Origin of the sequence: uncultured Polaribacter sp., from assembly GCF_947500975.1 — a bacterium.
Taxonomy (GTDB): domain Bacteria; phylum Bacteroidota; class Bacteroidia; order Flavobacteriales; family Flavobacteriaceae; genus Polaribacter.
Genome location: NZ_CANMUE010000008.1, coordinates 60,208 through 75,211 on the forward strand (window position 1 = coordinate 60,208; position 15,004 = coordinate 75,211).

General features: G+C 28.6%; 13 protein-coding genes. 9 read left to right on the plus strand and 4 right to left on the minus strand.

Annotated features, from left to right (window positions below; translation table 11 throughout):
• Positions 1-215: 215 nt before the first annotated feature.
• The 4 genes from gpmI to Q0733_RS10025 all read left to right on the plus strand — a co-directional run bounded on the left by gpmI (position 216) and on the right by Q0733_RS10025 (position 3,994).
• The gene (gpmI, locus tag Q0733_RS10010; protein ID WP_298782046.1) at positions 216-1,733 is read left to right on the plus strand and encodes a 2,3-bisphosphoglycerate-independent phosphoglycerate mutase; all 1,518 of its coding nucleotides are present in this window, start codon (positions 216-218) and stop codon (positions 1,731-1,733) included.
• A 2-nt stretch (positions 1,734-1,735) separates the two neighbouring features.
• Positions 1,736-2,341, plus strand: coding sequence for a thioredoxin family protein (locus Q0733_RS10015; protein ID WP_298782048.1), 606 nt, complete (start codon positions 1,736-1,738; stop codon positions 2,339-2,341).
• Positions 2,342-2,413: 72 nt separating this feature from the next.
• Complete coding sequence (gene map, locus Q0733_RS10020) at positions 2,414-3,220, plus strand: type I methionyl aminopeptidase (protein ID WP_298782050.1); 807 nt, start codon at positions 2,414-2,416, stop codon at positions 3,218-3,220.
• A gap of 3 nt (positions 3,221-3,223) precedes the next feature.
• On the plus strand, positions 3,224-3,994 hold the full coding sequence (locus Q0733_RS10025; protein WP_298782052.1) for a class I SAM-dependent methyltransferase: 771 nt from the start codon (positions 3,224-3,226) through the stop codon (positions 3,992-3,994).
• A 23-nt stretch (positions 3,995-4,017) separates the two neighbouring features.
• Here the strand turns inward: Q0733_RS10025 and Q0733_RS10030 are convergent, their stop codons facing one another.
• A complete protein-coding gene (locus Q0733_RS10030) occupies positions 4,018-4,998 on the minus strand; it encodes an FAD:protein FMN transferase (RefSeq protein ID WP_298782054.1) in 981 nt (326 codons plus the stop codon).
• A gap of 111 nt (positions 4,999-5,109) precedes the next feature.
• On the opposite strand from Q0733_RS10030, the gene Q0733_RS10035 reads away from it, so the two are divergent.
• A complete protein-coding gene (locus tag Q0733_RS10035) occupies positions 5,110-5,955 on the plus strand; it encodes an OmpA family protein (protein WP_298782056.1) in 846 nt (281 codons plus the stop codon).
• 113 nt (positions 5,956-6,068) lie between these two features.
• Here the strand turns inward: Q0733_RS10035 and Q0733_RS10040 are convergent, their stop codons facing one another.
• Complete coding sequence (locus Q0733_RS10040; protein ID WP_298782058.1) at positions 6,069-6,554, minus strand: hypothetical protein; 486 nt, start codon at positions 6,552-6,554, stop codon at positions 6,069-6,071.
• A 235-nt stretch (positions 6,555-6,789) separates the two neighbouring features.
• Between Q0733_RS10040 and Q0733_RS10045 the strand changes: the two genes are divergently transcribed.
• On the plus strand, positions 6,790-8,286 hold the full coding sequence (locus Q0733_RS10045) for a T9SS type A sorting domain-containing protein (protein WP_298782060.1): 1,497 nt from the start codon (positions 6,790-6,792) through the stop codon (positions 8,284-8,286).
• Positions 8,287-8,481: 195 nt separating this feature from the next.
• Here Q0733_RS10045 and Q0733_RS10050 read toward each other — a convergent pair whose 3' ends face one another.
• A complete protein-coding gene (locus tag Q0733_RS10050; RefSeq protein WP_298782062.1) occupies positions 8,482-8,847 on the minus strand; it encodes a Na(+)-translocating NADH-quinone reductase subunit F in 366 nt (121 codons plus the stop codon).
• Positions 8,847-10,199 carry a DEAD/DEAH box helicase gene (locus Q0733_RS10055; protein WP_298782064.1) on the minus strand — a complete coding sequence of 451 codons (1,353 nt, stop codon included), beginning with the start codon at positions 10,197-10,199 and terminating at the stop codon, positions 8,847-8,849. The genes Q0733_RS10050 and Q0733_RS10055 overlap by 1 nt, the downstream gene beginning before the upstream one ends.
• A gap of 102 nt (positions 10,200-10,301) precedes the next feature.
• Between Q0733_RS10055 and Q0733_RS10060 the strand changes: the two genes are divergently transcribed.
• Genes Q0733_RS10060 through Q0733_RS10070 form a run of 3 tightly spaced genes read left to right on the plus strand, consistent with a single transcriptional unit; the run spans position 10,302 to position 14,983 of the window.
• The gene (locus tag Q0733_RS10060; protein WP_298782066.1) at positions 10,302-11,066 is read left to right on the plus strand and encodes a TatD family hydrolase; all 765 of its coding nucleotides are present in this window, start codon (positions 10,302-10,304) and stop codon (positions 11,064-11,066) included.
• A complete protein-coding gene (locus tag Q0733_RS10065; RefSeq protein WP_298782068.1) occupies positions 11,066-11,548 on the plus strand; it encodes a methylated-DNA--[protein]-cysteine S-methyltransferase in 483 nt (160 codons plus the stop codon). The genes Q0733_RS10060 and Q0733_RS10065 overlap by 1 nt, the downstream gene beginning before the upstream one ends.
• Before the next feature lie 57 nt (positions 11,549-11,605).
• Positions 11,606-14,983, plus strand: a complete 3,378-nt coding sequence (locus tag Q0733_RS10070) for a hypothetical protein (RefSeq protein WP_298782070.1) — start codon at positions 11,606-11,608, stop codon at positions 14,981-14,983.
• Positions 14,984-15,004: the final 21 nt, after the last annotated feature.

A 15,004-nucleotide genomic window follows, 5' to 3' on the forward strand; every position in this document is an offset into this window, starting at 1 on the left:
AAAGAGTAAAATTAAAGTTCATTTTAATAAAAAAGCCACTCCCAAACAACTCAAGGAAATTAGAGAAAAATTGCAATCTGAAAACAAAAAATCTTTACAAACAAAAATTGTTCTTATGCTTATTTTTATAACTGTAATGATTTACGTTATCGGTTTCGTAAAATTTTAAAAATATTTTTAAAATCTTTCTTATTTTTACTGCTTAAAATACAATAATGAACAAGAAAGTTATCTTAATGATTTTGGATGGATGGGGAATTACCCAAGACCCTAAAGTATCAGCAGTTTACAATGCTAAAACACCTTTTATAAATTCTTTATATGACAAATATCCTCATGCTGAATTGAGAACTGATGGAGAGCATGTTGGTTTACCGGAAGGACAAATGGGAAATTCTGAAGTTGGGCATATGAATTTAGGTGCCGGTAGAATTGTATACCAAAATTTAGCAAGAATTAACAAAGCCGTCAAGGAAAAAACGTTAGGGCAAGAAAAAGTACTGTTAGATACTTTTAAATATGCTAAAGAAAACAATAAAAATGTTCATTTATTAGGTTTGGTTTCTAATGGTGGAATTCATGCGCACATCAATCATTTAAAAGGATTATTAGATGTTGCTACAGAAAATAAAGTTGATAATGTATTCTTACATGCTTTTACTGATGGACGTGATTGCGACCCAAAATCGGGCACATATTTTATCAACGAAGTTCAAGAATACATGAAAGAATCTACTGGCGAATTAGCAACCATAACAGGTCGTTATTATGCTATGGATAGAGATAATAGATGGGAACGTGTTAAGGAAGCTTATGATGGCGTTGTAAATGCTATTGGAACAAAAACCACAGATGCAATTGCAACAATGAATGCCAATTATGAAGCTGGTTTAACAGATGAATTTCACAAACCAATCATTATTACTAATGAAGATGGATCACCAAAAACACAAATAAAAGATGGTGATGTAGTTTTATTTTTTAATTACAGAACAGATAGAGGAAGAGAATTAACAAATGCTTTATCTCAAAATGATTTTCCAGAATTTGGAATGAAAAAATTAGACTTATATTATACAACAATGACTTTGTATGATGAATCTTTTAAAGGGATTAATGTTATTTATAATAGTGATAATATTAAAAATACTTTAGGTGAAGTTTTATCAGCAGCCGGTAAAAAACAAATAAGAATTGCTGAAACAGAAAAATACCCACATGTAACTTTTTTCTTTTCTGGAGGTCAAGAAGCTCCATTTGAAGGCGAATCTCGTATTTTAAGAAACTCGCCAAAAGTTGCTACGTATGATTTAAAACCAGAAATGTCTGCATACGAATTAAAAGATGCTTTGTGTGAAGATTTACAAAAAGGCGAAGCAGATTTTGTGTGTTTAAACTTTGCAAATGGAGATATGGTTGGTCATACAGGTATTATGGAAGCTGCAATAAAAGCTTGTGAAACTGTAGATATTTGTGCCAAAGAAGTAATTGAAACAGGATTAGCAAATGGCTATTCTACTTTATTAATTGCTGATCATGGAAATTGTGAAACTATGATGAACCCTGATGGGTCTCCTCATACGGCGCACACCACAAACCCTGTTCCATTTATTTTAATTGATGATAAAATAAAATCAATAAAAAGTGGTATTTTAGGCGATATTGCTCCTACAATTTTAGATTTACTTGGAGTAGAACAACCATTAGAAATGACACAAAAATCACTTTTATAATTATGAAAAATTTTACAATCTTATTACTTACCATAATTTTTACAGCATGTAGTGCCAATAAAAAAATTATAGAATCAGAAAAACAAATTCAAGAGCCAGTTATTGATAAGGTTGAGATGAAAGTTGAAGAGAAGGTTATAAAAGTAACTGCAAAAAAAGATGCAAGCGGTCATTTAAGTGGTATTGCAAATAAACAGTCTTTTGCAGACCCTTCTTTTAAACCTTGGTTTGACAGCAAATACAATACTTATATTACCGATAAAGAAACAATAAGCAAATTAACAGAAGCTTTAAAAGGTTATACTATAAAAGGTTTTATGGGAACTTGGTGTGGAGATAGTAAAAGAGGAGTGCCACGTTTTTATAAAATTTTAGATCAAACCGGTTTTGATCAAAATAATTTTGAACTTATTACTGTTGGAAGAAATAAAAAAACTCCAGACAATCTTCAAGAAGGTTTTAATCTTATAAGAGTACCTACTTTTATCTTTTTTAAAAATGGTAAAGAAGTTGGACGTTATGTAGAAAGACCTAGAGAAACTCTAGAAAAAGATATTTTGAAAATTGTAACAAATCAACCATATAAACATTCTTACGATAAAAGTTAACATATTTCTTAGCGTTATAATTTTAAACTATTACTTTGAAAAGTACTAACTTTGCGTTTCAATTTTTATAATATGATTAAGATAAAAACTAGGGAAGAAATAGAAATTATGCGCGAGAGTGCATTAGTAGTTTCTAAAACATTAGGTATGCTTGCCAAAGAGGTAAAACCTGGAGTTTCTACTTTATATTTAGATAAACTTGCTGAAGAATTTATTAGAGAACAAGGTGCAATTCCTGGTTTTTTGGGTTTATATGATTTTCCAAATACACTTTGTATGAGTCCAAACTCTCAAGTAGTGCACGGAATTCCTAATAAAGAACCTTTAAAAGAAGGAGAAATAATTTCTATAGATTGTGGCGCATTAAAAAATGGTTTTTATGGCGATCATGCATATACATTTGCCGTAGGTGAAATTGATATTGAAACTCAAAAACTATTAGAAGTCACCAAAGAAAGTTTATATGTTGGTATAAGAGAATTTAAAGCTGGTAATAGGGTTGGCGATGTTGGTTTTGCGATTCAAAATTTTACAGAAAAACACGGATATGGTGTTGTTAGAGAATTAGTTGGTCATGGTTTAGGTCGTAAAATGCACGAAGATCCAGAGATGCCAAACTATGGAAAAAGAGGAAGAGGAAAAAAATTTGTAGAAGGAATGGTAGTTGCAATTGAGCCGATGACAAACTTAGGAACACACAAAATAAAACAACATTCAGATGGATGGACAATTACCACTTTAGATAATAAACCTTCAGCTCATTTTGAGCATGATGTTGCAATTGTTAACGGTAAACCAGAATTACTTTCTACATTTAAATATGTTAATGAAGCTTTAGGTATTGTTACTGATATTGAAGATGAATTTAGAGCGAATTAATAAGTGTCTCTTTTCAAATCCATATTAAATACAGTTCCAAGACCCTGGTTAATTAAAGTAAGTTATCTGGTACGTCCAATAATTGCTTTTTCTTTAAAAGGCGATAAATTTACTGATCCTATTGATGGAAAAAGCTTTCGAAAATTTTTACCGTATGGATATGAAAAACAAAGAGAAAACGCACTTTCTCCATCAACATTATCTTTAGAAAGACATAGATTAATGTGGCTTTTTTTAAGAGATGAAACAACTTTTTTTACATCCAAAAAAAAACTAAAAACATTACATATAGCACCTGAACAATGTTTTTTAGATATTTTTAGAAAACAGAAAAACCTAGAGTATATAACTTCAGATTTAGAGTCTCCAATTGCAGATGTAAAAGCAGATATTTGTAATTTACCATTTAAAGATAATGAGTTTGATGTGGTATTTTGCAATCATGTTTTAGAACACATTACTGATGATACAAAAGCAATGAAAGAATTGTTTAGAGTATTAAAAAAAGGTGGATTTGGTATTTTTCAAATTCCGCAAGATTTATCAAGAAAAACAACTTTTGAAGATAATACTATTACAGATAAAAAAGAACGTGCCAAAATATTTGGACAGTATGATCATGTAAGAATTTATGGTCAAGATTATTTTGATAAACTACGCTCTATAGGTTTTAAAGTTGATGAAATAGATTATACAAAAAAAATTATTCCAGAAGAATTAGAACGATTTTGTTTGATGAAGAATGAAATTCTTCCTGTATGTTATAAAACATAAATTTACATATACAAAACACCAACCTATTTGTAGCTATATGAAGAAAATTCTTTAAAATTTCCTTCAGCATCTAAATAATGAAGTATTGCTTCAATTTTTGAATTTGTTTTTAAAAACTCTTTTGTTTTTTCTAACCCCATTGCCATAAAAGCAGTTGCATAAGCATCTACATCTGCACAATCTAAATCTGCAATTACATAAACACTTAGCAAATTACTTTCTTTTGCAAAACCTGTTTTTGGATTTACAGTATGCACATACTTTTTGCCTTCATCTGTAATTCTAAATTTTCTAAAATTACCTGAACCCGCTACAGACTTATTATTTAATTTAATTATTTTAGAAAGGCTTCGAGTTCCATTTGAGTTAGGATAATCAAGTCCAATACTCCATAATTTACCTTGTTGATTTTGCCCTTTTGCTCTAATTTCTCCACCAATTTCAATCAAATAATTTGCTATTTTTTTACTTTCAAAAAAACGAGCTATTACATCAATTCCAAAACCTTTTGCAATAGAATTAAATTCTAAATATACTTGTGGATCTTCTTTAACGATTTTTCTTTTTTGTAGAGAAACTTTATCTAAACCAACAAATTGCATCAATTCTTTAACTTCCATCATAGTAAGATTCTTTTTCCTTTTTTTTGAGCCAAATCCGTATGCATTTACCAAATTTCCTACTGTTGGATCAAAATAACCGTCTGTTTCTTTAAAAATCTTTTTTGATTTATTAAAAACTTCCATAAAAAAATCATCAACAATTACAGTAGCATCTCCATTGTTAATTTTAGAAATATCAGATGTAGGTATATAGGTTGATAAAGATTTATTTACCAAATAAAACAAACTATCAATCTGTTTTTGATAATTAATTTTTGTATCTAAATAACTGATATTGTATGTAGTGCCAAAAACATTACCATTTAAATTTATTTTTTCTTTTTGGCAAGCACTAAAAAGAATTATAAATGTTATAAAAGTAAAAAAATTTCTATGTATCATCAAATTGGTGAATTTTTAACAAAAATAGCACATAAAGTTTTCACAAATTATTGTTAAGTCTGTTTTTTTGTTAGGGATTTTGTTAAATTTGTTTACTTAAATGATTTTAAAATGAAAAAAATATCAATAATACTATTAACAGCAATTACTTTAAGTTCTTGTGTTTCTAAAAAACAGTTTGTAGCTTTAGAAGCTGAGCATGCTCAAACAAAAGAAGAACTACTTGCTGTAAAAACGAATTTGCAAAAGTGTTTAATTGAAAGTGAAAAAGAATCTAGTAGGGCTTTTGCACTAACTGAACAAGTAAAATCTTTAAAAGATGATAAAAAAACAGCTTTAAAACAAGTTGAAAACTTAACTGTTTTAACACAATCTTCTTCTGACAATATTAAAAATGTTATTTCTCAGTTAAGTGAAAAAGACAGATATATTAATGGTGTAAGAAAAGCAATGACTCAAAAAGACTCATTAAACTTGGCCATAAAATATCATTTAACAAAGAACTTAACGGACGGAATACAAGATAAAGATATAGAAGTAAATGTTGAAAAAACAGTTGTATTTATCTCTATTTCTGATAAATTATTATTTAAAAGCGGAAGCTATAATGTAACTGAAAGCGCTTATACTGTTTTAGAAAAAATTGCAAAAGTAATTAACGATCAGCCTAAAATGGAAGTTATGATAGAAGGACATACAGATCCTACTCCAATTAAAAGAAATCTTATACAAGACAACTGGGATTTATCTGCTTTAAGAGCAACTTCAATTACAAGAATTTTACAGTATAAATTTAATGTACAACCAGAAAGGTTAATTGCTGCTGGTAGAAGTCAATATATACCTTTAGCACCAAATGATACAGCTGAAAATAAAGCTAAAAATAGAAGAACAAAAATTATTATCATGCCTAAATTAAATCAATTCTTTGATTTGTTAGAGCAAGATGCTAAATAATTTTTTTCAAGAGATTACTTAAAATTAAAACCCAACTCTATGAGTTGGGTTTTTTGTTAAATTAAATTTGATGTTTATAAAGACAAACTTTTAAAAAAGTTCTTTTTTATTTTTTAATCAAAGCTTTTATCCATTTGATATTGTTTAACTTCTATAACCATATCATTCTTAAAAATTAACTCCAAACATTCTTGTTGCTCGTTAAATGCACCAGGTTTAAAACCTAAATTATAATTCCATTTTTCTGATGAATTTACTTTTAAACTATCATCCCAACCAAACCACTCACTGCTTCCTAAAGCTTCTTTCACCTCTTTTTTAGTTTTGTCAATAAATAAATTATTTTCTATTATTTGATTGCTCATTTCATAACGCAAAGCAGGTTTTTCTTTCCAAGCAGTTTCATTAAAATATTTTTCATGATGATAACTACTAAAAATATTTAATAAAGGATAAAAAAGATAAAAATACACAACAGGTGTAAGTAATAAACTTACTAAAATACTTAACCATTTTCTATCGTCTATCGTCTTAATAAAAAGCCATAGCAATATGAATACGATTGTTAAAAAAACAAAAAAACTAGGATATAGAATCATTTTTGATGATATTTTAGGCAATTACTTCTATAAAAAAGTAACTTTATAAATCTAGTACGAATTTATAAAAATTTAAATTTCTAAGATGATTTCTTTATTCCTTTTTTAGCAAAACTACACAATTGACTTTCTTAAAAAAATGACTAACTTCGTTTAACTTTTGATTTAAAACATTAAAATGTTGTATATCAATGTTAGTTGTAAAACATCTGTTATAAAATTGAACCCAAATATTATGATTAAACTTTTACTTTTTATTACCCTAATAACATCTTTTACTTTTTTTAGTCAAACTCAAATAGCTTCTAGTATTTACGGAGAAGCAGCTGAAGATCATTCCGGTTGGGGTGTTAGTTTATCAAGTGATGGAAATATAGTAGCTGTTGGAGCATATAAAAATGATGGATTAAATGGAGAAGATTCTGGTCACGTCCGCATATATAAAAATACGAATGGAACATGGGTACAAATTGGTGATGATATTGATGGAGAGGCTGCAGGAGATTATTCAGGATATTACGTAAGCTTATCAAGTGACGGAAATATAGTAGCCATTGGCGCTAAATATAACAGTGATTCAGGCTTCTGGTCTGGTCATGTCCGTATCTATGAAAATATTAACGATGTTTGGACACAAATAGGGCAAGATATAGATGGTCGAGCTTCTTATGATGAATTCGGAAGAACTTTGAGTTTATCAAGTGATGGAAATACATTGGCTATTGGAGCATACAATAATGACGGCTTAAATGGGCAAGATTCTGGTTACGTAAGTGTATACAAAAACATGAATGCAACATGGGTACAAATAGGTGATGACATAGAGGGTGAAACAGTAGGTGATAGGTTTGGTTATAGTGTAAGTCTGTCTAGTGAAGGAAGCATAGTAGCCATTGGGGCAAACAGAAATGATGGAGTAAACGGTGAAGATTCTGGTCATGTACGTATATATAAAAATATAAATAATGTTTGGACTCAAATTGGACAAGATATAGATGGAGAAGCTGAAAGGGATGGCTCTGGTATTGCTGTTAGCCTATCAAATGATGGAAATATAGTAGCAATTGGAGCTGCGCTTAATGATGGTGTAAATAAACCAGGAGTTGGTCATGTTAGAATATATAAAAATATTAATGGTGTATGGACACAAATAGGTGATGATATTGACGGTGAAGCAGCTGGGGATTTGTCAGGTTACGGATTATGTTTATCTGGTGATGGTAGCATTGTTGCGATTGGTGCTCGATACAACAATACAAATGATACTACCTACTCTTCTGGACATGTACGTATATATAAAAATATAAATAATGAATGGACACAAATAGGTGTTGATATAGACGGAGAATCTCTACATGATTTTTCAGGTGTTGGAGTAAGCCTATCTAATGATGGTTCAATTATTGCAATTGGCACATATGGAAATGATAATATTAATGGAGAAGATGCTGGTAATGTTAAGGTTTTTGATTTAAGTGCAACACTAAGTTTAAATAACTCAATATCATCTCTATTTAAAATATATCCAAATCCTTCTTCTAATAAAATATCAATAGAATTAGAACCTGGATTAAAATTGAAAAAAGCAACACTTTATAATTTATTAGGACAATCTGTAAAAGAAGCATTTCACCCCATTATTGATGTTTCTTCTTTAGTCAAAGGATTTTATATAATAGAAATTGAAACTACTGTTAAAGGAAAAACAACTAAAAAAATCATGGTTGAATAAACGTTTTACAACAATGAATAAAATTAATACATACTTTAGTGTTTAACGCGATGTTTAGTCTGTTTTTTAATTTCCGCCAAATTTTTTGATTTGGCTTTGGAACAGAAAAAAAATAAAAAGTTTTGGCCAAGTGCTTAATCGAAAGTTCTCCACTTTTAATTCCCTTACTAACCCTAGCAAAACCCTTAAACAAACCTACTCCAAAATCTTAATAAAATCTTCGAAAGCAACATAATAAGGTTGGTCTTTAAAAACAGGGTTTTCAACACTTTCTGCATTTGCAATTCCTACCCCTGCAAACCACACTTTAGCATTTTGTTTTTTGGCATGCTCTTTAAAAGTTTCCATCCAAAGAACATCATATTCTTCTGGATTCTGAATATTATTGGTTGCTTTTACCAACACAAAAATAGTAGGTTCTCCTTTTTTAAATAACACAAACTGCGGGTGTCTTTTTAACTGACTATTAATGGCTTGAAATTCGTAACCCATTTTCTGTAACTTTTTGCCAACTATATTCATTGCCAAATTATGCAATTCTTGTGCTGTTAAAACCTGCATTATTTTTTCTTATTACGTTTGTTGTAATTTTTATCTCCTCTAGTTTTTGGTTTCTTATATTTCTTGGCAATTTCTCTTCTATAAGAACCTCCTTGATTGGTTTTACTATTCTTTTGACTCTTTTCATGAAAAGCTGGCCCTGGCACATACTCTAAACCAGTTCTGTTTTTAGATTGCTCTCTATCTTCTTTAGGGCGTTCATCTTCAGTAAGCATAGTAGAAATTTCTACTGATTCAGGAATCTCTAAAACAGGAATCTTATAATCCATCAATTCTTCTATTTTTTCTTTAGAAACCTGTTCTTTTTTAGTTGAAAATAAAATAGTTTTTCCTTCTTTTTCTGCACGACCCGTTCTACCTATTCTGTGCATATAATTTTCAGGAAAATCTGGCGTATCAAAATTAATTACGTGACTAACGTTGTCAAAATCTAAACCACGAGCCATTACATCTGTTGCTAATAAAATTCTATTTTTACCTTCATCAAACTGCCTAATAGAACGTATTCTGTAATTCTGAGTTTTATTAGAGTGAATAACACATGATTCGCTACCAAATACTTCTTCTAAATGCTTAAATAACAAATCTGCGGTTCTTTTAAAGGATACAAAAATTAAAACTTTATGAAATTTTTGCTTGTCTTTTAAAAGTAAATGCAACAAATTTACTTTGGTAAAAAAGTTAGGAAGATTATATGAAACCTGTTCAATATTATCTAACGGAGTTCCACTAACAGCAATTGAAATTTTTTCAGGATTTTTAAAGAAATCGTATAGCAAAGCATCAACATCATCTGTCATGGTTGCAGAAAACAAAATATTTTGTCTTCTGTCAGGCAAAACATCTAAAATATTAACTAGTTGAAATCTAAAACCTAAATCTAACATTACATCAACTTCATCAATCACTAATTTTTGAATAGTTTTTAGCTTTAAAACGTTACTCAATGCTAAATCATACAAACGTCCTGGAGTTGCAACAATAATATCTTGACCTTGTGCAATAGCTTGTTTTTGAGTGTTGATATTTGTACCTCCGTAAACCCCTAAAACACGCACATTTATATATTTTGCAAGCTTTTCTATTTCATCAACAACTTGCAAAACCAATTCACGAGTTGGCACTAAAACCAAAACTCTTGGGTGTTGCGTTTTTAAAAACTTTAAATCTCTTAAAATTGGCATCATGTACGCAAAGGTTTTTCCTGTTCCTGTTTGCGCAATTCCAACTACATCTTTACCAGATCTAACAACAGAAAATGCTTGTTCTTGAATTGGCGTAGGATTTTTAAATCCTAAATCATCAATAGCGTATTGTAACTGATTAGATAAATCTAAATCTTCAAAAGTCATTCTAAATAATTTTATGCAAAGGTACGTTTTATAAAAAAGCTTATCAATATTGGTTTCACATTTAATATCATTAGTTTTGTTGATGAAAATTGATCTAAAAAAATGATTACAGACACACATACACACTTATATTCTGAACAATTTGATGAAGACAGAAAAGAAATGATGCAACGCGCAAAAGACAACGGAGTTTCTCGTTTTTTTATTCCTGCCATAGATTCTTCGTATACAGAAAGCATGTTTTTGTTGGAAAAAGAATACCCAAATGATGTGTTTTTAATGATGGGTTTGCATCCAACTTCTGTAAAAGAAAATTATCTTGAAGAACTACAACATGTAAAAAGTTGGATTGATAAAAAAGATTTTTTTGCTATTGGAGAAATTGGTATCGATTTATACTGGGATAAAACTTTTTTACTTCAACAACAAGAAGCTTTTATAACTCAAATTAAATGGGCAAAAGAAAAAAAACTACCAATTGTTATTCACTGTAGAGATGCTTTTGATGAAATTTTTGAAGTTTTAGAAACTGAAAAAAGTGAGGGTTTAAGAGGGGTTTTTCACTGTTTTACAGGAACTCTAGAACAAGCAAAAAAAGCTATTTCTTATAATATGAAGTTAGGTATTGGTGGTGTTGTTACTTTTAAAAACGGAAAGATTGATAAATTTCTAAATGAAATCGATTTAAAACATATTGTTTTAGAAACAGATGCACCTTATTTAGCTCCTACCCCATATAGAGGCAAAAGAAACGAAAGTTCTTATATTACAAATGTTATTGATAAATTAGTAGATATTTATGATGTTTCTTTCGATGAAATATTAAAAATTACAACTCAAAACTCTAAAGACGTTTTTGGTATATAATGCAAGAAATAAAAACAACTTACTATAAAACACCTATAGGAACTGCAAAAATTGCAGGAAACGAAAACGGAATTCAATCTGTTTCTGTTTTAGATGAAGACATTAAAACATCTTCAGAAATTCCTGAATGTTTACAAGCTTGTGTTGTTCAATTAGACCAATATTTTGCTGGAGAAAGAACTAATTTTGATTTAAAATTAAATCCACAGGGAACAATATTTCAGAAAAAAGTTTGGCAGGAATTACTTAATATTCCTTTTAATAAAACCAGAACGTATTTAGAACAAAGCAAAGCTTTAGGCAATGCAAAAGCAATAAGAGCAGTTGCAACTGCCAATGGCAAAAACCCTATTTGGATTATTATTCCCTGTCATAGAGTTATTGGTTCTGATGGTTCTTTAACAGGTTACGCAGGTGGTATTTGGCGTAAAAAATGGTTATTGGCACATGAAAACCCTGTAAAACAACAATCTTTATTTTAAAGAAACTACAAAGATTAAATAACATATTTTTACGTTAGTAAGATATGATTTGTGTTTATGCTTCATAAAATTCTTTTTTTTGGTTTGTTTTTAATTGGATTTTCTATCCAATCGCAAACGCTTACAAAGAATTTAATCACCAAGAAAATTCAAATAAAAAAAGACACAATCCAATTAGATTCTGTACCCATAAATCCTCAAAAATTTAAAATCTTAAATACATTAAAAACTGAAATTTCTTCAGACAATTATAAAGTCGATTTTAATAAAGCGATAATAATAATCAACTCAAAAACATATCCAGAAATTATAGTTGAGTACTTTAGATTCCCTGATTTTATTACCAAAATATACACACCATTTGACGAAAAATTGATTTTAGAAAACAGCAATAATAATGGTCAATTATATAGTTTAACTACCAATAAAAAGGCATCTGAAATCAAACTTTTTGAAGGTTTGCAAACCAAAGGTTTTATTACTAGAGGAATTACCTCTGGTAACAATCAAAATGCAGTTACAAACTCAGCCTTAGATTTAGAAATTTTTGGAAAACTATCAAAAGAAGTTACCTTAAAAGCACATATTTTTGACACCAATATTCCCATTCAACAAAATGGGTATTCTCAAAATATTACAGATTTTGATCGAATTTTTATTGAGATGTTTACAGATAATTGGAATGTTAAAGCTGGTGATATTTCTTTACAAAATAAAGAAAGTTATTTTTTACCTTTTAACAAACAAATTGCAGGTTTACAGGTAAAAGCATCTATAAATAAAAACTTACAAATAGAAGCTTCTGGAGCGGTTGTTAGAGGTAAATTTAATAGGTTTAATATTACTAGCATCGAAGGTAACCAAGGGCCTTATAAAATTTATGGCGCTAATAATGAATCTGCAATTATAATTATTGAAAACAGCGAACAAGTTTATATAAATGGTATTCAAATAAAACGAGGAGAAAATGAGGATTATAGTATTGATTATAATTTAGGAGAAATTAGCTTTAATACAACGTTTCCAATTACAAATGATATGAGAATTTGGATTGATTTTCAATATTCCGATAGAAATTATACACGCTTTATCACCTATGAAAAGGCTTCTTACAAAAATGAAAAATTTAGCCTATCAGGATATTTTTATTCTGAAAATGATGCCAAAAATCAACCTCTGCAACAAGATTTAACAGTAGATCAAAAACAAATTTTAGCAAATGCTGGTAATAATAGCGATTTAATGGTTGCTGAAAGTGCGTTTTTAGACACTTTTAATGAAAACAAAATTTTATACAAAAAAGTAATTGTAGGCAACACAGAAATTTTTGAATACTCTACAAATGAAGTAGATGAATTATACACGGTTACTTTTTCAAATGTTGGTGCAAATAATGGCGATTATATATTAGATAGAACTATTGCCATAGGAAACATCTTTGTTTATGCTGGCGAAAACTTAGGAAGTTATAAACCAATTATTAATCTAATTCCGCCAAATAAATATCAAACATTTGTTTTAAAATCCGATTATAATCTTTCAAAAAAAACACAATTTAATTCTGAAATTGCATTAAGTAATAATGATGCAAATCTATTTTCTACTATTGATGATAATCAAAATACAGCCATTGCTACCAAAATTGGTTGGCAGCAAATTTTAATTGATAAAAAATGGCAATTAACAAGTAATATTAATTATGAGTTTGTAGAAAAAAACTTTAATACCGAACAAGGTTGGGAACCAATAGAGTTTAATAGAGATTGGAATATTATAACCAACAATGCTACAAAAAGTTATTTGCAATCAGATTTTATTTTAGAAAACAAAAAAAATGGTTATGTAAAATACAGCTTTAATAATTTAACCTATAAGAACAATTTTAAAGGTAACAAACATCAATTACAATCTAAATTAAATTTCAAAAAAACTACTCTTTCTATAAATAGCAGTTTATTAGAAAACACTTCTACAGAAGAAGATAATTTATTTTTTAGGGCAAAAGCAAAAGCAGAAAAAAGTTTTCCTAAAAACTGGATTGGAGCATTTGTTAATTTTGAAAACAATTCTAGAAAAAATGTTAATACTCAAAATTATATCAATACAAGTCATCGTTTTAAAGAATATGAAACTTATGTAGGAATCGGAGATTCAAGCAAAGTATTTGCAAAAATCGGTTTTAATTACAGAAAAAACGATAGTATAAAATCGAATGTATTTACTGAAATTAATAATAGAAAAACATTTTACATCAACAGTAAAATAATTCAAAACAAGAACACTAATTTAAGTGCATTTGCAAATTATAGAATTACAAAAAACAACTTTTCTGATGATGAAAAAGCACTAAATTCAAGAATTATTTTTAATCAGAAATTATTCAACAATTTTTTAAATATTAGTACTGTTTATGAAACTTCTTCAGGTAACATTGCGCAACAAGATTACATTTATGTACTAACTGAACCGGGCTTGGGTTTTTATACTTGGATAGATTATAATAATGATGATGTAAAAGATTTTAATGAGTTTGAAATTGCGCAGTTTCAAGACCAAGCAAATTACTTGCGTTTACCCAAACCTAACTTACAATATATAGCTACTCAACGAGCAAAATGGAAACAAACAATTACTATAAATCCGGGTATTTGGACTACAAAAACTGGTATTAAAAAAATAATTTCTCATTTTTATAATCAAAGTTATTTATCTGTTGAAAATGAACAAGAAAGAAGTGCAAATTCGTTTCAATTAAACCCATTTGATTTTAATGAAAATACCTTAGTTGGTTTAAATTTTAACCTAAGAAATAATTTGTACTTCCGAAAAGATTTGCAAAACAATAGCATTACTTACACTTACGCTAACTCAAATATAAAACAACAATATTTTATTGGTAGCCAAGAAAATAACATTAAATTAAATCAAATAGATTATACACATAAATTTGCTAATTTTTGGTTGCTTAATTTTATGGGAAAAGCATCTAAAAACAGTTTAGAAACAGAAAATTTTAGTGATAGAAATTACAATATAAATACAAAAGAAATTTTACCAAAAATTAGTTTTTTATATAATGAGAATAACCGTTTTTCTTTCTCCTATCACTTTAAAAAGAAACTAAATAAATTAGAAGCCTTTGAAGAATTACAACAACATAAATTTGGTGGTGAATATTTTTATATTACCAAAAAAAAGAATCAAATATCAGCAAATGTAAGTGTATTTTTAAATGATTTTATTGGAGTTACAAATACACCCGTTGCATATCAAATGTTAGAGGGCTTACAAGCCGGTGAAAATTATACTTGGAGTTTAATTTTTAATCAAAAACTGAACTCCACTTTAAATTTAAATCTTAATTATTTAGGTAGAAAAAGTAAAAACTCAACAACTATTCATACAGGAAGCGTTCAATTAAAAGCTAATTTTTAATAATTATTGGCATTCTTTTTG

Coding starts and splice junctions, on each gene's coding strand:
- gpmI (WP_298782046.1), top strand. CDS start 216: ATGAACAAGAAAGTTATCTTAATGATTTTGGATGGATGGGGAATTACC.
- Q0733_RS10015 (WP_298782048.1), top strand. CDS start 1,736: ATGAAAAATTTTACAATCTTATTACTTACCATAATTTTTACAGCATGT.
- map (WP_298782050.1), top strand. CDS start 2,414: ATGATTAAGATAAAAACTAGGGAAGAAATAGAAATTATGCGCGAGAGT.
- Q0733_RS10030 (WP_298782054.1), bottom strand. CDS start 4,998: ATGATACATAGAAATTTTTTTACTTTTATAACATTTATAATTCTTTTT.
- Q0733_RS10035 (WP_298782056.1), top strand. CDS start 5,110: ATGAAAAAAATATCAATAATACTATTAACAGCAATTACTTTAAGTTCT.
- Q0733_RS10040 (WP_298782058.1), bottom strand. CDS start 6,554: ATGATTCTATATCCTAGTTTTTTTGTTTTTTTAACAATCGTATTCATA.
- Q0733_RS10045 (WP_298782060.1), top strand. CDS start 6,790: ATGATTAAACTTTTACTTTTTATTACCCTAATAACATCTTTTACTTTT.
- Q0733_RS10050 (WP_298782062.1), bottom strand. CDS start 8,847: ATGCAGGTTTTAACAGCACAAGAATTGCATAATTTGGCAATGAATATA.
- Q0733_RS10055 (WP_298782064.1), bottom strand. CDS start 10,199: ATGACTTTTGAAGATTTAGATTTATCTAATCAGTTACAATACGCTATT.
- Q0733_RS10060 (WP_298782066.1), top strand. CDS start 10,302: ATGATTACAGACACACATACACACTTATATTCTGAACAATTTGATGAA.
- Q0733_RS10065 (WP_298782068.1), top strand. CDS start 11,066: ATGCAAGAAATAAAAACAACTTACTATAAAACACCTATAGGAACTGCA.
- Q0733_RS10070 (WP_298782070.1), top strand. CDS start 11,606: ATGCTTCATAAAATTCTTTTTTTTGGTTTGTTTTTAATTGGATTTTCT.